Here is a 22,294-nt window from a genome sequence, read left to right as displayed (position 1 = left end):
CAACCCGGAAATGGTTCAGGATGTTTCCGCTGGGTGTTCGCCCACAGCGAGCAACCGGCTGGGTGTGTCGTGCAGCACAGCCCGCAGGAACGGCTCGCCAAGCCGGTCGTCGGCGGCCGCCCACCCGGCGATCGCGGCCAACTGCACGGCGTACTCGTAAGGGATGTTCGGGAAGTCGGTCCCGAGCGCGACCCGGTTGCCCACGTCGGCCAACCGCGCGGACCAGTCGTCCGGGAGCATCGAGTCGCCCCAGTTGAACGGGATGCCGACCATCGTCGTGTCGATGTACACCCGCGGGTACCGGGCGACCAGGTCGAGCGCCAGGTCGAACTGGGGCGACCCGGCATGCGCGAGCACCGCGAGCAGCCGCGGATGACGGGCCAGGACCTCGCCGAACACCTCGAGCCCGGTGAACTCGCCCGGCACCGGGCTGTGCCCGCAATGCACCACCACCGGCACGCCGGCCTCGGCGAGCAGTCCCCACGCCGGGTCGAGCAGCTCCGAGCGCGGGTCGTAGGCGCCGACATGCACGTGTGCCTTCACACACCGGGCGCCGGCGTCCAGCGCGGCGGCGAGGTAGTCGGTGACGCCGGGCTCCGGGTACAGCGTCGCGGTCGGTACCGCGCCGGGCGTGTTCGCCGCGAAGTCGAGCACCCACTCGGTGAGCCACGCCGCCATGTCCGGCTTGTGCGGGTACACCAGCGGCGCGAACGTGCGGACCTCGAGCTTGCGCAGGATCGCCAGCCGCTCCTCGACCGGCAGCCGGTACTGGATCGGCCACTCCGTGCCGTACTCCTGCGCGGCCCGGTCGAAGAACGCCCACACCTTCCGCTGCACCGCGTCGGGCAGGAAATGCACGTGCAGGTCGACCAGCCCGGGCAGGCCGAGGTCGGCGACGAACCGCGGGACGTCGGCGTCCGACGCCGGCGGCGCGATCACCAGCGGCCCTTGGCCGCCCGCCCCGCGGCCCTGGTCATCTCCCGCTCGGCATCGCGCTTGGCGAGCGACTGGCGCTTGTCGTAGGCCTTCTTGCCCTTCGCGAGCGCCAGCTCGACCTTGACCTTGCCGTCCTTGAAGTACATCGACAGCGGCACCAGCGAGAGGCCACTCTCCCGGGTCTTGCCGATGAGCCGCAGGATCTCGCCCTTGTGCAGCAACAGCTTGCGGGTACGCCGCGGCGTGTGGTTGGTCCACGTGCCGAGCACGTACTCCGGGATGTGGAGGTTGCGCAACCACACCTCGCCGCCGTCGACCGTGGCGAAGGCGTCCACAAGGGACGCCCGCCCCTCACGCAACGACTTCACCTCGGTGCCCACGAGCGCGATCCCGGCCTCGTAGGTGTCCAGGATCGTGTAGTCGTGCCGCGCCTTGCGGTTCGACACGATGACCTTGTGACCACGTTCCTTGGACATGCCGACAACTCTACGTGCCCGCGCACACCGTTATTGCCGCACGTACAGGCGCAGCGTCACGTAGCCGGTGATCGCGGAGATGCCGATCGAGGTCAGCAACAGCCATGGGGAGACCAGCAGGATGTCGAGCCCGTCGATGGGGCTGAGCACCCCGGACGCGAAGACTCCGCCGAGGACGGTGTCGAGGAACCACACCTTGGCGCCCACCAGCAGCCCGATGGCGAGCACCGCGCCTATCACGCCGGCGACCACCGCCTCCAAGAGGAACGGTAGCTGCGTGTACCAGCGGGTCGCGCCGACCAGCCGCATGATGTTGACCTCGGTGCGCCGGGTGAACGCGGACACCTGGACGGTGTTGGAGATCAGCAGCAGCGCCGCGACCGCCTGGACCAGCGCGATGGCGAAGGTCAGGTTCCGCACGCCGTTGAACGCGTTGAACAGGCGTTCGAGGAACTCGCTCTCGTCGACGATCGAGTCGACGCCGACACTGCCCGCGTAGGTCTGGGTGATCACCTCGGGACGGTCGGGGTTCACCAGGCGGACGTTGAACGACGCCGGCAGCGACGAGGCCCGGACGAGCTTGAGCAACTCCGGCTGGGCCTCGAAGATCCGCTTGAATCGCACGAGGGCCTGGTCGCGGCTCTCGAAGCCGACCGACACGACCGCCGGGTCGTTCTCCAGGCGCTCGCGCAGGCCGGTGCAGAGCTCCTGGGAGCAGGTCTTGTCGTTGGCGCTGATGTCGTCGGTGAGATTGACGTTGACGTCGACTTCTTCCTCGTACACCGCCTGGGTCTTGTCGATCATCCGGACGACGAGGAGGCCACCGCCCAGCAGGGCGAGCGAGATCATTGTCGTGAGGATCATCGCGACGGTCATCGTCACGTTGCGCCGGAGGCCGGTCAGGACCTCACTGAACACGAAGCTGGCACGCATCGGGGGATGTAGTCCTCGGGGTTTCGGCGGTCGGGGGTGGCGGCGGTCGGGATGCTAACGGCCGACGCCGTATACACCGCGTGAGTCATCACGGACGACCTGCCCGAGATCGAGCTCGACGACACGGCGGCGCATCGAGTCGACGATCGAGTGGTCGTGCGTGGCCATCAGCACCGTCGTGCCGGTGCGGTTGATCCGCTCCAGCAGCAACATGATGTCCTGGCTGGTGTCCGGGTCGAGGTTTCCGGTCGGCTCGTCGGCCAGCAGCATCAGCGGCCGGTTGACGAACGCGCGGGCGATGGCCACCCGCTGCTGCTCACCGCCGGAGAGCTCGTGCGGCATGCGCGCCGACTTGCCATCCAGGCCGACCAGCTCCAGCACCTCGGGCACCACCTTGCGGATGGTGTTGCGCGGCTTGCCGATGACCTCGAGCGCGAACGCCACGTTCTCGTGGACGGTCTTGTTGTTCAGCAGCCGGAAGTCCTGGAACACGCAGCCGATGGACTGGCGCAGGCGGGGGACCCGGCGCCGGGCCATGCGAGCCACGTCGAAGTTCGCCACGTACACCCGGCCCTTGGAGGGCACCTCCTCGCGCAGCAGCAGGCGCAGGAAGGTGGACTTCCCGGAGCCGGACGCGCCGATGAGGAAGACGAACTCACCCTTGTCCATCTCGACGGACACGTTCTCCAACGCGGGTCGCGTGGAGGTCTTGTACACCTTCGATACGTGCTCGAGCCGGATCACGAGGCGCGAGTCTACCTCCGCCCGTTACCGACCCGTTGCCTTGGCATCCTCTGGCGACCAGCGGCGGGTTCGGCGCGGTCAGCGGCGGCGCGGTACCGCTCGGCTCTTGATCGGTGCCGATTCGGCGCAGACCTGGTCAACACGTGAACCTCAGGCGGCGTGAGTGCGTCGCCAGCGGACGCCGGCCTCGATGAACCCGTCGATCTCGCCGTCGAGCACGTTGCCCGGGTTGCCGACCTCGAACTCGGTGCGCAGGTCCTTGACCATCTGGTACGGGTGCAGCACGTAGGAGCGCATCTGGTTGCCCCAGCTCGACCCGCCGTCGCCCTTGAGCGCGTCCATCTCGGCCCGCTCCTCGATGCGCTTGCGCTCGAGCAGCTTGACCTGCAGCACGCGCATGGCCGCGGCGCGGTTCTGGATCTGCGACTTCTCGTTCTGGCAGGACACGACGATGCCGGAGGGCAGGTGGGTGATGCGCACCGCCGAGTCGGTGGTGTTCACGCTCTGCCCGCCGGGTCCCGAAGAGCGGAACACGTCGATGCGGATGTCCTTCTCCGGGATGTCGATGTGGTCGACCGCCTCGACGAAGGGCAGCACCTCGACGCCGGCGAACGAGGTCTGCCGGCGGCCCTGGTTGTCGAACGGGGAGATGCGCACGAGCCGGTGGGTGCCCTGCTCGACCGAGAGGGTGCCGTAGGCGTAGGGCGCGGTGACCTTGAACGTGGCCGACTTGATGCCGGCCTCCTCCGCGTAGGAGGTGTCGTAGACCTCGACCGGGTAGCCGTGCCGCTCCGCCCAGCGCAGGTACATGCGCATCAGCATCTCGGCCCAGTCGGCGGCGTCGACCCCACCGGCCTCGGAGCGGATGGTGACGAGCGCGTCCCGCTCGTCGTACTCGCCGGACAGCAGCGTGCGCACCTCGAGGGAGGAGATGTCCTTCCGGAGCTTGACGCGCTCCTTGTCGGCCTCGGCGGTGTCCTCGGCCGAGTCCGCCTCCTCCGCGAGCTCGTAGAGCACGCCGAGGTCGTCGAGGCGCTGGCGCAGTTCCTCGACGCGGCGGAGCTCACTCTGCTTGTGCGAGAGCTGGCTGGTGACCTGCTGTGCCGACTCTGGGTCGTCCCACAGATCCGGCCGGGAGGCCTGCTGCTCCAGATCGGTGATCTGGGCGCGCAGGGCGGCCAGGTCCGTCACCACCTCCACGCTGGCGAGGGTGTCGGACAAATCCATGAGGTCAGCAGCGACGTCCGGGTTCACGACAAACCAGGCTACGTGAACCCGGACGTCTCGCGCTCGGGAGACCCAGGTCAGGACGCCGGAATGGAATCGAGCAGCTTCAGCACCGCACGAGCCCGGGCGACGCCGAACTCGGCGACCGCCTTCGCGTAGGGATCGCCGGCCGCCTTGACGGCCGCCTTCGCGGCGTCCTGCTCCTCCGCGTAGACCTTCTTGGCGGACTCGATCAGCGCCGAGCGCTGCCGCACGGTCAACGCGTTCGCGTTGACCAGCCGAAGGATCAGCGGACTGCGGAGGTGATCCGGGCCGGGCTCGCTGCCGAGCCAGGACTTGAACGCCTTCTTACCGGCGGCGGTCACCAGGTACTGCTGACTCGAGCGGGGCCCCTGCTTGCCGAGCCGGACGAGGCCGGAGTCGGCCAGCGCCGGGAGCTCGCGGTAGACCTGGCTCCGCGTGACGCTGAAGAACGAGCCGAATCGGTCGCGGGCGGCGGAGACGAGCTGTCCACCGGTCGCCGGGCCTTCGTGCAGCAGGCCCAACAGGGCCGCGGCGGTTGCATTCAGTTCAGACACCCCTCCACCGTGCCACGAAGCAGCGCCGGTGTCCACAGTGGCCCGGATATCTGTCCACTGTGGCTGATCGTGGTCTTGTGCCGGCCCAGGCGGTGTTCTAGTCGAACAGTACGCCGGGATTGAGGATGCCGTGCGGGTCCAGAGAACTCTTCGCAGCGCGAAGGACTTTGCAGTACTCGTGCGGCCGTTGGGCGTCGTACCAGCGACGATGGTCGCGGCCGACGGCGTGGTGGTGTGTGACCGAGGCCTCGAGACGGTCCAGGATGTCGCTCGCCGCGGCCTTGATCTGGTCCCACATCTGGACTTCGGAGCCCCGCCGGGAGCGGGCTATGACGGTGAAATAGGGCGCTACTCCATCCGGGTAGACATGTGTGACGCGGGCCGTGACGATCCCCGGTTCGCCGCAGACTTCCGTGATCGCGGCCTGCACACCGGTTCGGACAGTCGCACACAGCTCGGCCGCGGTTCGCCACGTACAAGCGGTCTCGAAGGTTTCCACTATCGCGCCCGACCGGGCCAGCGCGTCCCTGACGTAGGGCATCCGCAGGAACGCCGACCGCCACCCGCCGACCGAGTCCTGAGTGGACTTCGGGTCCGCGGTGCCGCCGTGCGCCTCGGCGATCTCGACCGCCCGCGCGAGCGCCGGGTCGACCGGATGGTCCGCGGACTCGAAGCCGAGCACCAGAACCGCGCGGCCGTCGGCCCGGCCGGTGTTGATCGCCGCCTCGGCCTCGTCGAGCAGCCGGCAGTTGCTGGGATCCAGGCCGGACTGGGCGATCGCGCGCACAGCGTCCAGCCCGGCCGCGAAGTCGCCGAAAGAAATGCCGCGGGATGCCTTGTGCACCGGACGATCCTGCAGTCGCAGCCAGGCCTCGGTGATCACGCCGAGAGTGCCCTCCGAGCCGAGGAACAACCGGTCCGGCGACGGTCCCGCACCGGAGGAGGGCAGCCGGCGGGTCTGCGTCAGGCCACTCGGGCTGATCACCCGCAGCGCCTCGACGAAGTCGTCGATGTGTGTGTGCCGCATGGCGAAGTGGCCGCCGGCGCGGGTGGCGAGCCAGCCGCCGAGGGTGGAGAACTCGAAGCTCTGCGGGAAATGCCGCAAGGTGAGGCCGTGCGGGGCGAGCCGGCTCTCGAGGACCGGGCCGAGCGCGCCGGCCTGGATCAGCGCCGCGCGAGAGGTCCGGTCCACCTCGAGCACCCGGTCCAGTCTGGTCAGATCGAGGGAGAGCACCGCGTCGTGACCGTCCCCCCGGTACTCCACGCCACCGACGACGGAACTGCCGCCGCCGTAGGGGATGACGGCCGTGCCGGTGTCACCGGCCCAGTCGAGGAGCCGGCCGATCTGCTCCTCGGTTTCCGGGAACGCCACCAGGTCCGGCGCGCGGGCGAACTCGCCGCGCAGCGCGCGAATGACGTCCCGATAGGCCTTTCCATAGGTATGCGCCACTCGCACGTGCGGATGCGCGGTACAAATGGGAGCGAGAGAGTCGGGGGTTCGCACCCGCGGCGGACGCAGGTCGAGATCGTCGACCCGCGGTACGGGCATCGGGTCGGCGACCCAATGCGGCGGAAGCCGGCCGACGAGCCCTTTCCGTTCCGCCTCGCCGACCGCCGCGTCCTGCCAGCCCCAACCCCACCATGACCGAATCCGTTCCGTCCGCACGACGGTCATGCTGCCCCATGGAACCGGCAGGCACTGAACGTTCACCGAACCCGAACCGCACGCATTTCCGCACACATCTGTAAGAGGTCTGACCAGACCGGCCGGCACCCAATGACCGGCACGGGGCACCGGTCGCGGCGTGCGACGTGCCGGACCCGACGACAGGACCGGCCGACAGACGCCTCCACCAGGCCTCCGACGGTGGTCGGGGCCGTAGGAGGGGGTGGTGTGCGGACCCCTCGGGGCCCGCGTATAGTTCGTCTTACAGCAACGCGGGGTGGAGCAGCTCGGTAGCTCGCTGGGCTCATAACCCAGAGGTCGCAGGTTCGAATCCTGTCCCCGCTACCAGGTGAACGGCCCTCCAAGAGTCTTCTTGGAGGGCCGTTCACATGCCCTGGTATCCAGAGTACGTGGTTGGAGACGAGTCCCATCGCGGCACTCGCCACCCCCGGTCGGCCAGTCCAACTCGACGGTTCGCGGTTGCGGTACCAGTAGTGGTCGCCGTCGTCGGCCACCGGCTCTCCCGGCGGCTCACTAACTCAGCCCTCCGTCGGATCGGCTGCCGGCGATGTAACCAGTCTCGCATTCCAGTGGCAGATCGGTTATGAAATGCTCAAGTAGCCAACCGACCGGATGCGGGATCAGGGCACCAGGACGATGCGCTGGTTGGTGCCGGCGGAGTCGGTCCATGCTCGTTCGACGTCGGCGAGCGGCATCGGCCGCGCGTCGATGTCGAAGGTCCCGTTGGTGATCTGCTCGGCGAGGGCCGGGAGCTCGGCGATGATTTCGCGGGCGCTGACGGAGCCTTGGCCGCTGCCGACGATCTGGAGGTGCGCCGCGCGCAGCGCGGCCGAGGGAATAGCGGCGGTGGGTCCCGCGACCGAGCCGATCTCGATCCAGGTCAGCGGCTTGGCGCGGTCAGCGCGGGCCGTGACGACGGCGACCATGGCGGCCGCGGTGGGTTCGCCCCAGAGGTAGTCGATGACGACGTCGACGTCGGTGGCGGCCCGGCCCAGCCGGTGGGCGACATCGGCGGGATCGCCTTCCAGTAGCACGGTGTCGCTGGCGCCGAGGGCGGGCAGCTCGGCCAGTCGGTCCGCGCCGCGTCCGGCACCGATGACCGCGTTCGCGTCGAACAGTCTCGCGATCTGGACGGCCATCCGGCCCGCGTTGCCGGTCGCGGCGAGGACGAGGACGTTCTGGCCGGCCTGGAACTTCACCCGCCGGCGCAGCGCGACCCAGCTGGACATGGCCGGATTCATCGCGGCGGCGATCGCGACGGGGTCGCTGGACTCGGGCAGCACGACGCTGCGTCGGGTGTCGATGATGGTCTGCTCGGCCATCGCTCCCATCGTGGTGTCGGGGAGGACGAAGTACCGCAACAGCCCGTCCGGGCCGCGTCCGACACCGTCGATGCCCGGCACGAGTGGCAGTTCGTCGGTGCTCGTGTAATGCGAGCCGTCGGCCTGGGACCGGACGCGCGGGTGGAGCCCGGCCGCAAGCACGTCAATGAGCATCTCGTCGTCGTCGGCGCGGACGGGGGTCGGGAACTCCTGGTAGCGGGGCGCGGAATCAAACGACGTGACGACGGCGGCGTGCATGCTTGGCTCCTGAGATAGTTGGTAGTACATACTAAATTTAGTTGGTAATACAAACAGAAGCAAGTAGGCTCGGCGCATGGCAGCCTCCGACCCGGCCGAACAGCCGGCGGTCGTCGAGCAGGACGATCTGGTCGACGCTCTTGTGCAGACGTCGTTCCTGACGATGGCGTCGTTGAACAAGGTCGGCGCCGAGCACGACCTGTCCCTCACCCAGCTTCGCGTGCTTGCGATCCTGCGGGACCGGCGGCTGAAGATGACCGATCTCGCCGACTACCTCGGGCTGGACAAGTCGACCATGACCGGCCTCGTCGACCGGGCCGTGAAACGCGGACTGCTGGAACGAGTCCGCAACCCGACGGACGGCCGCGCCGTGGACGTGCGCATCAGCCCCGATGGCGCAGCGCTCGCCGAGCGTGTCTACCCCCGCGTCGTGCGGCTGCTATCGCCCATGATCGGCACGCTCACGCCTGCCGATCAACGCCGGCTGCGGACACTGCTGGAGACCATGCTTGGCCGCCATTGAGTCCCATACGGATTCCGTCGAAGCGGCGTTCGTCATCCTCGACCCATAGCGCTCCTGAACTCAGGTAACCCTCGTCACATCAGCCACCTGCTCTCCGGTGTGGACGGTGCCGTTCCGGCTCGCGGGATACCGACGCGTCCGAGTGGTCCAGATGGGTGTATAGCCGCCAAACAAATGCGCGACCTGGGCATCCGCCTCGGCCAATGAAAGCCGGAACCGGAAATCTTGTACTGGACACCGCCGTCGCCGGAAACGAGCGGGCGACGCGGGTGTTCCGATCGGGCCCGATGTCGACCGTCGTGTACCGGCTTGGCGAGTATATTTGCTACTGTGCGGTCACAAACAAACGGGTGTGCGCGAATCTCGCGCGCATAGCGGTCTAGGGAGCAGCCGAATGGCTCAGAAAGTATTGGTTCAGCTCGTCGACGATCTGGATGGCACGAGCTCGCAGGATGTTTCCACGGTCCTCTTCGGTCTGGACGGGGTGACCTACGAGATCGACCTGACCGACCCGAACGCCGAGCGGCTGCGCGAGAGCCTGGCCGAGTTCGTCGACTCGGCGCGACGCGTCGGCGGTCGGGTGAAGCGGGGCATCAGGCCCGCGTCGGGCAGCAAGGCGGCCAACGCCAGCGAGGCCGGCCAGATCCGGGAATGGGCGCAGGAGAACGGGTTCGAGCTCGCCGGGCGCGGCCGGATCCCTTCGCACGTCGTCGAGGCGTACAAGGAGGCACAGGCCGAGCCCAAGCCTAGGGCGAGGACCGCGGCGGCCGCCAAGACACCGGCGAAGCGCCGCACGCGCGCGAAGAAGAGCTGACCCCGACCCGGCTCCGCTCCCCGCGTCCGCCATGGACCCGGCCCACCGGCCGCAGAGTCCACAGTAGAGGTCCCGCTCCCTGGCCCGCCGTCGGCCGCGAGACGCGAAAATTTCTTGAGTACGGCCCCCCGATCGGATCCGGGGGGCCGTTCTTGTACCCATTCCAACCCACCGCGCCTGCAAATTGCAGATTTCGCCCGGTCGTGACGAACCGGCGCGGCCCGGTACGAACCAGCAACTGGCGCAAGACCGTTGAGACGGCTTCCCAGCCGTACCAATGAGAACGGCCCCCGAATCGATCGGGGGCCGTTCTCGGTCCGTCAGAGGCGGAGGTCAGCCGCCGCCGTTGCCTGGTGGGGGCGACGAGCTGGTCTGTCCGGAACCGTTGCCGTCACCGCCACCGCTGTTGCCGCCCGCGGTGGCTTGGGCCGCCTCGTACGCCTTCGCCGCCTTGTCGAGGTCGGCCAGTGCCTGGCCTTCCGCGGCGAAGTCGTTGCTCTGCCGCGCCTCCTTCAACGCGGCGAGCGCGCTAGCGATGTCCTGCACCGCCTGGCTCAGCTCCGGCGACGTCCCGCCGCCACCGGTGTCCGGTGGTTGCGTGGTCGACGGCGGCGAAGACGTGGACGGCGGCTGCTCGGCCTCGTTCGGTGTCCCGCTGGTACTGCCCTCGCCGAAGACGTCGTTCAAGGCGCCCTCGAGAGTCGGCTTGAAGCCGACCTTGCCGCCGAAGTACACCAGCACCCGGGCGAGCTGTGGGAAGGCGTTCTCGTCCTTCTGCTCGATGTAGATCGGCTCGACGTAGAGCAACCCGTCCGCGACCGGCAATGTCAGCAGGTTCCCGTACTTGACGTTGACGTTCGGGTTGTTGAACAGGGTCCGGTTCTCGGTCACCTGATCGGTGGTCTCGAACTCGTTCTGCACTTGGACCGGGCCCTTGGGTTGGTCCTCGGTGGGTAGTCGGAGCACCCGGAACTTTCCGTAGTCCCCGGGATCGGACGACACCGACACCCACGCCGCGAGGAACTGCCTGTTGAGCAACGTCAGCGCGCTGGTGATCTGGAACGTCGGCTGCGCCTGCCCGGGCGCCTGGGCCAGCACGTAGTACGGCGGCTGGTTGGGCGCGGTGGCGCCTGCCTCGTTGTTCGCGCTGTTCGGGTCCGGCGGCACGTCCCAGAAGGTCTGGGTCGAGTAGAACTGACTGGAGTTGTCCACGTGGTAGTTCGCGAGCAGCTCGCGCTGCACCTTGAACAGGTCCTCCGGGTACCGGAAGTGCTCGCGCAGCGAGTCGGCGATGTCGCCGTGCTTGACCGTGCCGGGGAACACCTGCTCCCACGCCTTGAGCACCGGGTCCTTCTCGTCGATCGCGTGCAGGGTCACCGTGCCGTCGAACGCGTCCACGGTGGCCTTGACCGAGTTGCGGATGTAGCTGATCGTGCGGTTGTCCTGCCGCGCCACCCCGCTCAGCGTGTCCGCAGTGGCCTCGCCGAGCGCCGTGCGCTGCGCGTACGGGTAGTTCTCCAGGGTCGTGTAGCCGTCGACGATCCACTGGATGCGACCGTCGACCACCGCCGGGTACGGGTCGCCGTCGACGGTCAGCCACGGGGCCACCTTGGACACCCGCTCCCGAGGATCACGGTTGTACATGATCTTCGAGCCGTCCTTGATGTCCCCGTTGAACAGGATGTTCCGCTCGCCGTAGTGGGCGAAGAAGACCAACCGGTTGAACCAGCCGTCGACGGGCACACCGCCCTTGCCCTGGTAGCTGTAGTCCTGGTCGCTGGCCGTGTCGAACTCGCCGCGTGCGTTCACGATCGCGTAGTCGGTGGCCAGCTCACCGTAGTAGATGCGCGGTTCCTTGACCGGGATGTCCATCTCGCGGTCCGCGTTGATCGCGTCCAGGTCGCTCACCGTGAACACCGGATAGCCGCCCTCGCCGCTGGACTCGCCCTCCCCCAAGGCACGGTTGATCTTGTTCGCCGGCGCGGCGACGAAACCGTTGCCGTGGGTGTAGACCAGGTGCTGGTTGATCCACGAGGTCTGGTTGTCCACCAGCCGGTTCGGATCGAGCTCGCGGGCCGCGACCACGTAGTCCTGCAGCTTGCCGTCGACCTCGTAGCGGTCCACATCGAGCTTCTCGGGGAAGCCGTAGAAGTTCTCGCCGCCCTCGCGCTGGGTGAAGGTCCGGGACAGGATGCTCGGGTCGAGCAGCCGGACGTTCGGGATGGTTCCCTTGTCGTCGCGGATCTGCTGCGGTTCGGCCGTGGTCACACCGGCGTAGTCCTGGATCTCCACCTTGTCGTCGGTGAGCCCGAACGCGTCCTTGGTGGCCGCGATGTTCCGGTCGATCGATTTCGCTTCCTTCTCCGCGGCGTTCGGCCGGACGGAGAACTGTTCGAGCACGGCCGGCCAAGCCCAGCCGACCAGGATGCTGGACAGGATCAGCAGCACGATCGCGATCGCGGGTAGCTGAAGGTTGCGCACGAACGCGCCGACGAAGAACGCCACCGCACAGAACCCGGCGATGAACATCAGGATGAGCTTGGCCGGGAGCACCGCGTTGAGGTCTGTGTACGTGGCGCCGTCGAACAGGTCGTTGCGGGTGGAGAAGAGAAGCTCGTAGCGGTCGAAGAAGTAGTCGATCGCGAGGATCACGACGAACACGCCCGCGGTGACCGACAGCTGCACGCGTGCCGGGACCGAGAAGTTCTCGCCCTTCTGGCCGAGCCGGATGCCGCCGAACACGTAGTGGGTGACGACCGCGCCGATCAACGCGATGATCACGGCCGCGTACAGCCACGTGGTGAGCCAGCTGATGAACGGCAGGGTGAACGCGTAGAACCCGAGGTCCTTGCCGAACTCGGGGTCCGTGGTGCCGAACGCGGTGCCGTTGAGCATCAGCTGCACCGGCTGCCAGTCCGACTGCCCGGTGGCGCCCGCGATGAGGCCGACCACCAGCGGGATGCCGATGCCGAACAGCCGCACCCGCTGCACGATGGTGGACCGGTACCGCGCCAGCGGGTCGTCCGCGCCGGACACCGGCACGAACACCGGCCGGCTGCGGTAGGCGACGGTGAGGCTCACCGCCAGCAGTCCGCCGACGAACGCGGCTATGGCGAAGAACAGGATGACTCTGGTCAGCAGCATCTTGCTGAAGACCGACTGGAAGCCGACCTCGCCGTACCACAGCCAGTCGACGTACGTGTCGAGCAGCCTGGCTCCGACCAGCAACACGAGGATGAGCGCACCCGCGATGCTGAGCAGAATCTTGGCGCGTCGGGAAAGTTTTGGCATCCCGATCGGGGGCCGTGTGGCCACGGTGCACTCTCCTGAATCGCGTTCAACGAGGTCCGAGCGGACGGCAACAGAGCTGTCCTAGATGTCCAACTCTAATCCGGCCCTGTCTGGTTCCCGTTCGGGTAGGTCGAAATGGTCGAGAGCGAGGATAGGTGAGGATGGTGGGCATGCCCGCCAGCCATGCCCAGCAACTGTCCGCCGTCGCCCGCGAGGTCGAGGATTTCGTCGCCACCGCGGGGTGGGACCAGCCGCCCCAACTGTTCGCCCTGGTCCCGACAGCCGAGCTGGTCGAACGGGAACCCGACCTGGCCGGCCAGGTCGACCAGGCGGCGCCGCTGACCCCGGTCGCGCAGGACGCGCTGCCGAGCGAGGACCTCGGCGACGCGCTCGCCGGCATCATGTGGCCGGACGCGGTAGCTGGGTGCGCGCTCGCGCAGGAGATCGTGGTGCTGCCGCCCACGGCCGAGGCCGCCCTGCCGCCCGGCGAGGACACCGGCGACTCGGCGACGATGCGCCGGATCGCCGCCGAGCACCCGCACCGGCGGGAGGCCCGGCTGGTGGCCGCGGTGCTGCGCGACGGCACGGCGGCGTGCGTGCTGCGGCTGCGCGGCGAGGGCACAGGGGACGGCGAGGGGGACGGCGACGGCGATCAGATCGTCGAACACCCGGAGCTCGCGCCGAACCTCACCGACGCGCTGCTCGAGACCCTCCGCTGAGCGGCCAGGTCAGCAGCTGGGCGGGTTCTTGCCGGCGTCGAGGTCCTCGAGCGCCTGCACGGCCGAGGCGAGCGTGTCGACCTTCACGAGCCGCAGCCCGTCCGGCACGTTGGCCTTGGCCTCGGCGCAGTTGCCCTCGGGTACGAGGAACGTCGTGGCGCCCGCGTCGCGGGCGGCGACGAGCTTGAAGGAGATGCCGCCGATCAGGCCGATGTTGCCCTTGACGTCGATCTCGCCGGTGCCCGCGACGGTCTGGCCGTCCTCCAGCTCACCGGGTGTGAGCTTGTCGACGATGGCCAGCGCGAAGATCAGCCCGGCGGACGGGCCGCCGACATCCTCGAGGTGGATGGTCGTCTCGAAGGTCACGTCCGCGCGGTCCGCCGGCAGCAGGCCGAGGAAGCCCTCCTTGCGGTCGTCGGAGCCGAAGTCGGACGCCTTGCCGAGCTCGACCGTCTTGGTCTGCTCGGCCTGGCCGTCGGGCTGGAAGGTGATCTCGACCGTCTCCCCCGGCTTGGTGCCCTGCAGCGCGTCCCGGACGTCCTCCTGGACCTTGATGTCGTGCTCGTTGACCCTGACCAGCTGGTCACCCGGCTCGAGGACCTTGTCGGCCGGCGCGTCCCGGGTGACCTCCTGCGCGACGACCTTCACCGGGTAGTCCAGGTACCGCAGCGCGGCCACCTCGGCGTCGCTCTGCGAGTCCTGGAACATCTTCGTGTTCTCCCGCCGCAGGTCCTCCTCGGACTGCCCGGGGCCGAAGTACTCCTCGCGCGGCATGAGCGCGTGCTGGCCCGACAGCCACAGGCCGAGCGCGCCGAACAAGCTGACGTCGTCGCTGACCGAGACCGTGGTCATCCGCAGCTGACCGCTGGTCTCGTAGGTCTTCTCCCCCGCGACCTGGATGACGACCTGGTCGTCGACGCTGCCCAGCGTGTCGTAGGTGGGGCCGGGGCCGATCGAGACGTACGGCACCCGGACGAGCCCGCCGAGGAGACCGAGGATCGCGGCTATCGCGAAGCTGAACACGATCGTCCAGCCGCGCCTGGTCATTCGCCAGGCGCCCGTCGAGTCGCGGTCGTCGATCACTGGGGCTGGGGAGTCACTCACGACGCAAGAGAGTACGGCGTGTTCTCGGGAAGCGAATCACCGCGCGTTACTGGCGTGGCGGTCCCGCGTACCGTGGACATATGACCGAGTTTCCCTTTGGCTTCGGGCCGCCTGACCCGAACGACCCCGACCGGAGTGGCAAGAACGACCCGGCCGAGCAGGGCGGCGGGCAGGAGAACCCGGCCGAGGCCTTCAACCAGCTCGGCCAGATGCTCAGCCAGCTCGGCCAGATGCTCAGCCAGGCCGGCAGCTCCTCCGGTCCGGTCAACTACGACCTGGCCAAGCAGATCGCCCTGCAGAAGCTGGCCGGCCAGCCCGGCTTCGGCCCGCCCACCGACTCGGTGAGCGCTGTGCGCGACGCCGTGCATCTGGCGGAGATGTGGCTGGACCCGGTGACCACGCTGCCGGCCGGGGCCACCAGCGCGAAGTCGTGGACCGCCCGGGACTGGGTCGAGCACACGCTGCCCACCTGGCAGCGGCTGTGCGACCCGGTGGCTCGCCGGGTGTCCGGCGCATGGGTCGAGGCGCTGCCCGCGGAGGCCAAGCAGGCGGCCGGGCCGCTGCTGTCGATGGTCGGCCAGATGGGTGGCATGGCGTTCGGCTCACAGCTGGGCAACGCGCTCGCCCAGCTCGCCTCCGAGGTGCTCACCTCCACCGACATCGGCCTGCCGCTCGGCCCGCCGGCCACGGCCGCGCTGCTGCCGGCCAACATCGAGGAGTTCACCAAGGGCCTCGAGCGGCCGAGCAGCGAGGTGATGGTGTTCCTCGCCGCCCGCGAGGCCGCCCACCAGCGGCTGTTCGCGCACGTCCCGTGGCTGCGCCAGCGGCTGCTGGCCACGGTCGAGGAGTTCGCCAGCGGCATCCGGGTGGACACCGCCGCACTCGAGCAGCTGGCCACGCAGGTCGACCCGGCCAACCCGGCGTCGATCGAAGAGGCGATGAAGTCGGGCATGCTCGAGCCGCAGACCACCCCGGAGCAGCAAGCCGCGCTCAACCGGCTCGAGACACTGCTCGCGCTGGTGGAGGGCTGGGTCGACGTGGTGGTGGGCGACGCGGTGGCCGAGCGGCTGCCCGGTGCCGACGCGATGCGCGAGACGCTGCGCCGCCGGCGGGCCAGCGGCGGCCCGGCCGAGCAGACGTTCGCCACGCTCGTGGGCCTGGAGCTGCGGCCGCGCCGGCTGCGGGCCGCGGCCGCGCTGTGGCGCGTGGTCGGCGACCGGCACGGCATCGAGGTGCGGGACAGCGTGTGGGCGCATCCCGACCTGGTGCCGACGGCCGAGGATCTCGACGAGCCGATGGACTTCGCCGACCGCCTGGGCACGTCGGGCACGGAGGGCGACCCCATCGACGACCCCATCGCGGCGATCGAGCGCACCGAGCAGGCCGAACGCGCCCAGAACGACCCCGACACCGACACCGACTGACCCGCGAGTCCAACACTCGCGATCGGCCCGGCCAGGCATGGCGCCTGCCGGGCCGATCCGTTGTCGTCAGTCCTCGGTCATGCCCCAGCCGGCCGCCGCGGAGAGGCCCTCGAGGTAACCGATGGCCCGGTCGGTGCGCGGGTAGTCGCGCACGAGGTCCCAGAACCGGGCGTTGTGCGAGGGCACCAGCAGGTGGGCGAGCTCGTGCACGAGCACGTAGTCAAGCACCCAGGTGGGCACCTCGCGCAGGTGCTCGCTGACCCGGATGGACCCGTCGGTCGGCGTGCACGACGCCCACCGGGTGCGCATCGGCGCGACCCAGCGCACGCTGGCCGGCTCCGCCCGGCCGTTCAGATGTCTGTCGGACAGCTCCTGACACCGGCGCAGCAGCGTGGCGTCGGAGGTCTTGGCGGGCGGCCGGCGCTTGGCCTCGCCGCGTAACAGCTTCCGCTGCATCTCAGCGACCCAGTGCGCCTCCTCGGCCTTCGACAGCCGGGCAGGGATCAGCACGACCAGCGTGTCGCCTTCGCGATACGCGGTGACGGTGCGGGTGCGCCGCTTGCTGCGACGTACCTCGACGCGGGGTTCGGCCACGATCCCAACTTACGACCAAGCACCGACACTTCGGGAGGACCGAGCTCTGTGAAATAGCCGCCACCTGGGCAGCCTGTGGATAACGATTTCGCCGCCGGCCCGTCGGCGAGGAGCCTGGAGGCATGGAAGCAACACTGCCGAGGCGGCCGCGCGTGATCCCCGGCCTTCCGGTGCTACGCCGCCGGTCCGACGAGATCCAGATCGGCCTCGACCCGCGGCTGGCCGCGGTCGTCTCCGGGCTTCCCGAGCCCGTCGTGGCCGCAGTCCAGCAGCTTTCCGGCCAGCACGGCGCCGACGAGCTGGTGGCCGGGCTCGGCGAGCACGGGTCGACGCTGCGTGAGCTGCTGCACGCGCTCACCGCTCGAGGCCTGGTCGAGGACGCGTCCAGGTCGGCGGGCCCGCTGCCCGGCCGGCTCGCCGGCGACCAGTCGGCGGCCGCCATGCGGGTCGCCGTCGACGCGGGTCGGGGTCCCGATCACGGTGGCAGCCCAGCGGCTCGGCGCGGGCTCGCGGTGGCCGTGGAGGGCGACGGCAGACTGGGCGTGTCGCTCGCCGCACTGCTGGCCGGGGCGGGGGTCGGCTGGGTGCACGTGCTGGCCACGGGCACGGTGCGGCCGGAGGACACCGGCACCGGCTACCTGGCCGACGACGTCGGGCGCCGCCGGTCCATCGCGGCCCGGGAGGCCGTGCAGCGGGTCGACGGCGGCGTGCGGACCAGCCGATTCAGCGTCAACAACGGGCCCGACCTGGTGGTACTGACGGACGCGGTGGTGCCGGAGCCGGGTCGGGTCGGCGCCCTGACCTCGGCGGGCGTGCCGCACCTGAACGTGCGGATGCGCGACGGCATCGGCATCGTCGGACCACTTGTGGTGCCCGGTCTCACCAGCTGCCTGCGCTGCGCCGACCTGCAGCGATGCGACCGCGACGCGTGCTGGCCGCAGCTCGCGGCGCAGCTGGCCGGCAAGATCCAGCCGGCGGACCTGGCCAGTACCCAGGCCACCGCCGCGTTCGCGGTCGGTCAGGTGCTGGACGCGGTGCGCTGGCTCAAGGGCTCCGCGGGCCCGCCGACCACCTGCGATGCCAGCGTCGAGCTGGACCTCGGCACGGCCGGCGTGCGGCATCGGGCGTGGCCCGCACACCCTGCGTGTTCGTGCGGTGCCGCTGGGCGCTGCTCCAATGTTGCTGCGGACACCATGGAGGAGTTGAGAGAATCGAGTTGTGACGGAGATGCCTCGTAAGACCGCGGCACGTACCGCGCGGCTCGCCAGCATCCCGCTCGGAGTGGCCGGCCGAGCGGTCGGCGGCTGGGGGAAACGCCTGGTCGGACACAGCGCCGAGCAGGTGAGCGCCGAGCTGTCGGCCAAGACGGCGGAGCAGTTGTTCGCCGTCCTCGGGCAGCTCAAGGGCGGCGCCATGAAGTTCGGCCAGGCGCTGTCGGTGTTCGAGGCGGCGGTGCCCAGCGAGATGGCGGAGCCCTATCGCGAGGCGCTCACCAAGCTGCAGGCCGCGGCACCACCGATGAGCAGCCAGACCATGCACCGGGTGCTCGCCGAGCAGCTCGGGCGGTCGTGGCGCGAGCGGTTCTCCTCGTTCGACGACACGCCGGCGGCCGCGGCCAGCATCGGCCAGGTCCACCAGGCCGTGTGGCACGACGGCCGGCGGGTCGCGGTGAAGGTGCAGTATCCGGGGGCCGACCAGGCACTCATGTCCGACCTGCGGCAGCTGCAGCGGTTCAGCCGGCTGTTCCAGATGCTGGTGCCGGGCACCGAGGTCAAGCCACTGCTGCAGGAGCTCACCGACCGGATGAGCGAGGAGCTCGACTACCGCGCGGAGGCCGCGCACCAGCGGGCCTTCGCCAAGGAACTCGACGGCGATCCGCACGTGATCGTGCCGCGGGTGGTGGCCAGCTCACCGAAGGTCCTGATCAGCGAGTGGGTGGACGGTCGCCCCCTGGCGTCGGTCATCCGGGACGGCACGCGGGCCGAGCGCAACCGGGCCGGCCTGCTGCTGGCCGAGTTCCACTACTCCTCGCCCGCGCGCGTCGGCATGCTGCACTCGGACCCGCATCCGGGCAACTTCATGATCACCGAGGACGACCGGCTGTGCGTGATCGACTTCGGTGCGGTGGCGCAGCTGCCGGACGGCCTTCCGCCGGCACACGGTCGGATGATGCGGCTCGCTTTGGACGGCCGGTCCTGTGACCTGCTGCAACTGCTGCGCGAGGAGCACTTCCTGCTGCCCGGGGTGCGGGAGCCGGAGGCCGAGCACGTGTACGCGTACCTGGCACCGTTCGTGGAACCGCTGAAGGGGCCGACGTTCCATTTCACCCGGCGGTGGATGCAGAAGCAGGCGATGCGGGTGAGCAACATGCGCAGCCAGGACTTCCGGACGGGGCGGTCGTTGAACCTGCCGCCGCAGTACCTGCTGTTGCACCGGGTGCTCGGTGGGTCGACGGGCATTCTGTGCCAGCTGGACGCCGAACTGCCGGTCCGCGATCTTATCGAACGCTGGCAGCCGGGTTTCAGCACGTAGACCCTGGTCTCACGGTGCGAATGGACCATTCGCACCGCTGAGTTGTCCACAGGCCGCTGCCCTCCCTCGACTCTCCCTCCGCCCCGGCCGACGATCAATGCATGACCCGCACCGCCCTCACCCCCGCCGACCCGCACCAGTCCGCGCTCGACAATGTCGTGCGCATAGCCGACCTCCGCGCGGCGGGGGTGTCCAACCACGCGATAGCCGCCAGGTGCCGGCCGTCGGGGTCGTGGCAGCGGATCCTGCCCGGGATCGTGCTGTTGTCGAACGCTCCTCCCAGGCGCCGACACCGCGTCCGGGCGGCCTTGCTGTACGCCGGCCCGGAGGCGGTCCTCACCGGCCCTGATGCCGTCCACGCCCACGGCCACGCGGTGCCGTTGCCGGAGGAGGTCCTGGTCCTCATCCCGTCCGGTAGGCGCCTGGCCAGCCGGAACTACCTCACGGTCGAGCGAACCACCCGCCTGCCGCCGCCCGTGCGCCGGACCGGCCTGTTGGTGGCGCCCCTGGTCCGCGCGACCCTGGACGCCGCCAGACACGAACGTGATCGGGATCGCCTGACCACCCTCCTCCTCGCACCCGTGCGGTCGGGCGCGTGCACGATCGCGGACCTGCGGGTCGAGCTGAACACCGGCAACCAGCGAGGCAGCGCCGCGATCCGGGCCTTACTGGCCGGCCGGGAGCACGAGGTGGTGCCGGTGACTCATGGCTTGGCGAAGCGGATCGTGCGCCAGGCACCCCTTCCGCCCCCGCGCTGGCAGGTGCAACTCCACGCCCGCGACGGCACCGTACTGGGCATGGCCGACGCCTGGTGGCCGGAGGCCGGTCTGGCCTGGAGCCTCGGCACCCAACAACACCCACTCCCAACGGACGAGCCGACCACGATGGCGTTGACGGAGCTGGGCATCACGGTCATGCACACGAACCCGACCCACCTACGCACGAACCCGGACAAGGTGATCGCCGACCTGGCCGCCGCCTTCGGCTACGCGACAACGAACCCCCACCACAACCGGCGATAACCACCGTCCCCGGGCCTACCGCGCGCCAATATCCCGCCCCGAACCACGGATCTGCCCCGAGCCGGCGGACCGGCTCGGGAGTCGGCCTTCCCTTACCCCACAACCGATCGGAGGCAGCGATGGGTGATGGTCACCAATACTCGGTGGGCAGCTTTCCCTCGATGTCCCGCACATGCTGGCGAGCGCAAGCGGGGCACGTCCACCGCTGCCCTCGCCGGTCGTTCTCCATGCTCCATGCCAGCGCTTCGGCCGGTGTCGCGTCGGCGCGCGATCGGCCGCAGCGCTCACATATCGGGGGTTCCTGGGACCTGTCAGCCATGGCGCACAAGCCTACGTCACGCGTCACGTCGTCCAAGATGGACTGTCGACGCGCCGAGCACGAACACGTCGTCACGCCTGGCGACGTATGCCTCGTCGTCCGGATCCAGCAACCGTTGCACCACCTGGCGATCCGACTCGCTCAGGGCGTCCTCGCCCACCCCCGACATCCAGGCCAACCAGTCCACAACGGACAGTCGGACCTTCTCGGGCACCGGGGCGGGCAGGTCGATCAGAAAGCTGAACGACGTGGTGTCCACCAAGCCGGCGGCGGCAAGCGCGCTGGTCCACCCCACCGGCAGCGACACGGACCCCGGCATCTCCGCGCGCATCTGCACGAACCAGGCGTCCCCAGCGGCGGTCAGCCGGCTCCCGAGGCCTGGCTCGCCGATGCCGAGATCCCACGGCAGGCATCGGGTCGCCAGGCCGCCTTCGCTCAGCGCGAGCCATCCGCCAGGGGCCAACACCTGGGCCAGCCGGTCGATGGCCTTTTGTTGGTCGGGGAGGTGATGCACCACCCGTGACGCCCACACCAGGTCGGCCGCGGGCAACACGTCGGGCAGGTTCTCGTCGGCGGCGTCGATGTGCACGGACTCCACCTGTACAGAGTCGCCGGCCGCGGCCCGGGTGCTCTCGACCGCGGCCGAGAGCAGCACGTCCACCGCGTCGGCGAGCACCACTCTGCCGCCGCCGCGAGCGGCGAGCGCGGTCGCGAACGCGATGCTCATGCCACCGGCACCGGAGCCGATGTCCATCACGACAGGAGGAGACCCACCAGAACTCACCAGGTCGACCAGCCGCTCCGCGGTCCGCAGGTTGGGCTCGGCGTCCCGCTCGTCGGCGCGCCGAAGCCCGGCGAGTCGTTCCGTCCAGTCGATGCCGTCATGTGTGTGCGCCATGGACGCGACGGTAGTGGGCCGGCGCATCACAAGCGGCGAAGGCCGACCAGCACCCGATGCATCCGATGACCGAGCCATCGGTGGCGAGATCGCCGAGCAGAACCCGCGCGACGCCGAGCGGCACCGACAGCAGGGCGGCGACCTCGGCGACCGACCTCGGCCGAGCGCAGAGCTCCATGATCATCCGGCGTTGCGGCGTGGTCTCCTCGGGAGGGATCCAGCGGCTGGTGGAGATCAATGCCTCCATGGCGAGGTCATAGCTGGACCGGGTACGACCACCGGTGTGCGCGTAGGGCCGAACGATGGCCGACGCCCAGGGCAGCTCCGATCGCTCGGCGTGCGCCGGGACGGACGGCCGACCGTCCGGCCGAGTCCCGCCCAACGGCGCCACCCCGTGCGGGTCGATCGACAACGCCCCCCGCTCCCGAGGCGACGGCCGAGGGCTGCCTGACCACCCACCGTGGTCCGGACCACGTCGAACGAGGTCTGAACCCTGCACACGATGGTCGGGTCCACGAGTGGGCCGCCCGGTCCCGTCGCGCCCGAACGCGGAGCCGGCGCCAACAACGGAGGAGGAGGTGGAGGGAGGGGCGGGGGCGGGGGCCCCGGGCTCGGAAGGCTTGCCACGTTTGGGCTTGCGCACCGAGTACGGCCCGAAACGCGCACCGGTTCGACCCACCTCGGCGTCCTCCGCGGCGTCCTCGGCGGCGCCGAGGTCCGCCGACGACGCCACGATGTCCGGCTCGGGCTCAGGCTCGCCGACGGTCGCGGCGGACGGGAACCGGGCACCGGTGCGGCCGACACCGCTCGTTCGTGGAGCCTTCGCCAGGCGCCGGCGACCGCCGGATGACGCCTTTCTCGAACCGCCGTCGTCACGTGTCGCCACTGCGCCG

General features: G+C 69.6%; 21 protein-coding genes and 1 tRNA gene. 8 read left to right on the top strand and 14 right to left on the bottom strand.

Annotation, left to right across the window (positions count from 1 at the left end; all coding sequences use genetic code 11):
• Positions 1 to 15: 15 nt before the first annotated feature.
• From GEV28_RS15525 to GEV28_RS15495, 7 genes are all read right to left on the bottom strand, one after another.
• Positions 16 to 939, bottom strand: a complete 924-nt coding sequence (locus tag GEV28_RS15525; RefSeq protein WP_291412773.1) for an amidohydrolase family protein — start codon at positions 937 to 939, stop codon at positions 16 to 18.
• Complete coding sequence (gene smpB / locus GEV28_RS15520) at positions 936 to 1,412, bottom strand: SsrA-binding protein SmpB (RefSeq protein WP_291412772.1); 477 nt, start codon at positions 1,410 to 1,412, stop codon at positions 936 to 938. Before smpB ends, GEV28_RS15525 begins: the two co-directional genes overlap by 4 nt.
• Positions 1,413 to 1,442: 30 nt before the next feature.
• Positions 1,443 to 2,345: a permease-like cell division protein FtsX gene (gene ftsX, locus GEV28_RS15515; RefSeq protein WP_291412771.1), complete on the bottom strand. Its 903-nt coding sequence runs from the start codon at positions 2,343 to 2,345 to the stop codon at positions 1,443 to 1,445.
• Positions 2,346 to 2,399: 54 nt separating this feature from the next.
• Complete coding sequence (ftsE, locus tag GEV28_RS15510) at positions 2,400 to 3,089, bottom strand: cell division ATP-binding protein FtsE (RefSeq protein WP_291412770.1); 690 nt, start codon at positions 3,087 to 3,089, stop codon at positions 2,400 to 2,402.
• Between the two features lie 150 nt (positions 3,090 to 3,239).
• Positions 3,240 to 4,343 (bottom strand): peptide chain release factor 2, encoded by a 1,104-nt coding sequence (gene prfB / locus GEV28_RS15505; protein ID WP_291412769.1) that lies wholly within the window; start codon positions 4,341 to 4,343, stop codon positions 3,240 to 3,242.
• A gap of 50 nt (positions 4,344 to 4,393) precedes the next feature.
• Positions 4,394 to 4,894, bottom strand: coding sequence for a PadR family transcriptional regulator (locus GEV28_RS15500; RefSeq protein ID WP_291412768.1), 501 nt, complete (start codon positions 4,892 to 4,894; stop codon positions 4,394 to 4,396).
• A gap of 97 nt (positions 4,895 to 4,991) precedes the next feature.
• Positions 4,992 to 6,560 carry an FAD-binding oxidoreductase gene (locus GEV28_RS15495; RefSeq protein ID WP_291412767.1) on the bottom strand — a complete coding sequence of 523 codons (1,569 nt, stop codon included), beginning with the start codon at positions 6,558 to 6,560 and terminating at the stop codon, positions 4,992 to 4,994.
• 271 nt (positions 6,561 to 6,831) lie between these two features.
• Between GEV28_RS15495 and GEV28_RS15490 the strand changes: the two genes are divergently transcribed.
• Positions 6,832 to 6,908 (top strand) — tRNA-Met (locus GEV28_RS15490).
• A 293-nt stretch (positions 6,909 to 7,201) separates the two neighbouring features.
• Here GEV28_RS15490 and GEV28_RS15485 read toward each other — a convergent pair.
• Entirely contained in the window at positions 7,202 to 8,239 is a 1,038-nt protein-coding gene (locus GEV28_RS15485) for a zinc-binding alcohol dehydrogenase family protein (RefSeq protein WP_291412766.1), read from the bottom strand.
• Between GEV28_RS15485 and GEV28_RS15480 the strand changes: the two genes are divergently transcribed.
• Complete coding sequence (locus GEV28_RS15480; protein WP_291412765.1) at positions 8,238 to 8,684, top strand: MarR family winged helix-turn-helix transcriptional regulator; 447 nt, start codon at positions 8,238 to 8,240, stop codon at positions 8,682 to 8,684. The genes GEV28_RS15485 and GEV28_RS15480 overlap by 2 nt on opposite strands.
• 394 nt (positions 8,685 to 9,078) lie before the next feature.
• Positions 9,079 to 9,498 (top strand): Lsr2 family protein, encoded by a 420-nt coding sequence (locus tag GEV28_RS15475; protein ID WP_291412764.1) that lies wholly within the window; start codon positions 9,079 to 9,081, stop codon positions 9,496 to 9,498.
• A 333-nt stretch (positions 9,499 to 9,831) separates the two neighbouring features.
• On the opposite strand, the gene GEV28_RS15470 is transcribed toward GEV28_RS15475, so the two are convergent.
• Positions 9,832 to 12,813: a UPF0182 family protein gene (locus GEV28_RS15470; RefSeq protein ID WP_291412763.1), complete on the bottom strand. Its 2,982-nt coding sequence runs from the start codon at positions 12,811 to 12,813 to the stop codon at positions 9,832 to 9,834.
• A gap of 146 nt (positions 12,814 to 12,959) precedes the next feature.
• Between GEV28_RS15470 and GEV28_RS15465 the strand changes: the two genes are divergently transcribed.
• Complete coding sequence (locus GEV28_RS15465; RefSeq protein ID WP_291412762.1) at positions 12,960 to 13,508, top strand: PPA1309 family protein; 549 nt, start codon at positions 12,960 to 12,962, stop codon at positions 13,506 to 13,508.
• 9 nt (positions 13,509 to 13,517) lie between these two features.
• Here GEV28_RS15465 and GEV28_RS15460 read toward each other — a convergent pair whose 3' ends face one another.
• Positions 13,518 to 14,612 carry a PDZ domain-containing protein gene (locus GEV28_RS15460; RefSeq protein WP_367115107.1) on the bottom strand — a complete coding sequence of 365 codons (1,095 nt, stop codon included), beginning with the start codon at positions 14,610 to 14,612 and terminating at the stop codon, positions 13,518 to 13,520.
• A gap of 80 nt (positions 14,613 to 14,692) precedes the next feature.
• On the opposite strand from GEV28_RS15460, the gene GEV28_RS15455 reads away from it, so the two are divergent.
• The gene (locus GEV28_RS15455) at positions 14,693 to 16,036 is read left to right on the top strand and encodes a zinc-dependent metalloprotease (protein ID WP_291412761.1); all 1,344 of its coding nucleotides are present in this window, start codon (positions 14,693 to 14,695) and stop codon (positions 16,034 to 16,036) included.
• Between the two features lie 66 nt (positions 16,037 to 16,102).
• Here the strand turns inward: GEV28_RS15455 and GEV28_RS15450 are convergent, their stop codons facing one another.
• Positions 16,103 to 16,630, bottom strand: coding sequence for a M48 family metallopeptidase (locus tag GEV28_RS15450; protein WP_291412760.1), 528 nt, complete (start codon positions 16,628 to 16,630; stop codon positions 16,103 to 16,105).
• A gap of 122 nt (positions 16,631 to 16,752) precedes the next feature.
• On the opposite strand from GEV28_RS15450, the gene GEV28_RS15445 reads away from it, so the two are divergent.
• The 3 genes from GEV28_RS15445 (at position 16,753) to GEV28_RS15435 (ending at position 20,184) form a co-directional block, all read left to right on the top strand.
• Positions 16,753 to 17,868, top strand: a complete 1,116-nt coding sequence (locus GEV28_RS15445) for a ThiF family adenylyltransferase (protein ID WP_291412759.1) — start codon at positions 16,753 to 16,755, stop codon at positions 17,866 to 17,868.
• Positions 17,858 to 19,162: an AarF/ABC1/UbiB kinase family protein gene (locus GEV28_RS15440; RefSeq protein ID WP_291412777.1), complete on the top strand. Its 1,305-nt coding sequence runs from the start codon at positions 17,858 to 17,860 to the stop codon at positions 19,160 to 19,162. Before GEV28_RS15445 ends, GEV28_RS15440 begins: the two co-directional genes overlap by 11 nt.
• 101 nt (positions 19,163 to 19,263) lie before the next feature.
• Positions 19,264 to 20,184 carry a hypothetical protein gene (locus GEV28_RS15435; RefSeq protein ID WP_291412758.1) on the top strand — a complete coding sequence of 307 codons (921 nt, stop codon included), beginning with the start codon at positions 19,264 to 19,266 and terminating at the stop codon, positions 20,182 to 20,184.
• 130 nt (positions 20,185 to 20,314) lie between these two features.
• On the opposite strand, the gene GEV28_RS15430 is transcribed toward GEV28_RS15435, so the two are convergent.
• Genes GEV28_RS15430 through GEV28_RS15420 form a run of 3 tightly spaced genes read right to left on the bottom strand, consistent with a single transcriptional unit; the run spans position 20,315 to position 21,783 of the window.
• Positions 20,315 to 20,503 (bottom strand): hypothetical protein, encoded by a 189-nt coding sequence (locus GEV28_RS15430; protein ID WP_291412757.1) that lies wholly within the window; start codon positions 20,501 to 20,503, stop codon positions 20,315 to 20,317.
• 16 nt (positions 20,504 to 20,519) lie between these two features.
• Positions 20,520 to 21,401 (bottom strand): trans-aconitate 2-methyltransferase, encoded by an 882-nt coding sequence (locus tag GEV28_RS15425; protein WP_291412756.1) that lies wholly within the window; start codon positions 21,399 to 21,401, stop codon positions 20,520 to 20,522.
• On the bottom strand, positions 21,385 to 21,783 hold the full coding sequence (locus tag GEV28_RS15420; RefSeq protein ID WP_291412755.1) for a DUF742 domain-containing protein: 399 nt from the start codon (positions 21,781 to 21,783) through the stop codon (positions 21,385 to 21,387). The genes GEV28_RS15425 and GEV28_RS15420 overlap by 17 nt, the downstream gene beginning before the upstream one ends.
• Between the last annotated feature and the right edge of the window lie 511 nt (positions 21,784 to 22,294).

It is taken from the genome of Actinophytocola sp. (assembly GCF_009379765.1).
GTDB lineage: Bacteria > Actinomycetota > Actinomycetes > Mycobacteriales > Pseudonocardiaceae > Actinophytocola.
Note: the sequence above shows the minus strand (reverse complement) of the source record. Positions and strands in the feature narration are given on the sequence as shown.

Coding starts and splice junctions, on each gene's coding strand:
- GEV28_RS15425 (WP_291412756.1), bottom strand. CDS start 21,401: ATGGCGCACACACATGACGGCATCGACTGGACGGAACGACTCGCCGGG.
- GEV28_RS15455 (WP_291412761.1), top strand. CDS start 14,693: ATGACCGAGTTTCCCTTTGGCTTCGGGCCGCCTGACCCGAACGACCCC.
- smpB (WP_291412772.1), bottom strand. CDS start 1,412: ATGTCCAAGGAACGTGGTCACAAGGTCATCGTGTCGAACCGCAAGGCG.
- GEV28_RS15445 (WP_291412759.1), top strand. CDS start 16,753: ATGGAAGCAACACTGCCGAGGCGGCCGCGCGTGATCCCCGGCCTTCCG.
- ftsX (WP_291412771.1), bottom strand. CDS start 2,345: ATGCGTGCCAGCTTCGTGTTCAGTGAGGTCCTGACCGGCCTCCGGCGC.
- GEV28_RS15430 (WP_291412757.1), bottom strand. CDS start 20,503: ATGGCTGACAGGTCCCAGGAACCCCCGATATGTGAGCGCTGCGGCCGA.
- GEV28_RS15480 (WP_291412765.1), top strand. CDS start 8,238: ATGGCAGCCTCCGACCCGGCCGAACAGCCGGCGGTCGTCGAGCAGGAC.
- GEV28_RS15465 (WP_291412762.1), top strand. CDS start 12,960: ATGCCCGCCAGCCATGCCCAGCAACTGTCCGCCGTCGCCCGCGAGGTC.
- GEV28_RS15485 (WP_291412766.1), bottom strand. CDS start 8,239: ATGCGCCGAGCCTACTTGCTTCTGTTTGTATTACCAACTAAATTTAGT.
- GEV28_RS15435 (WP_291412758.1), top strand. CDS start 19,264: ATGACCCGCACCGCCCTCACCCCCGCCGACCCGCACCAGTCCGCGCTC.
- GEV28_RS15440 (WP_291412777.1), top strand. CDS start 17,858: ATGCCTCGTAAGACCGCGGCACGTACCGCGCGGCTCGCCAGCATCCCG.
- GEV28_RS15475 (WP_291412764.1), top strand. CDS start 9,079: ATGGCTCAGAAAGTATTGGTTCAGCTCGTCGACGATCTGGATGGCACG.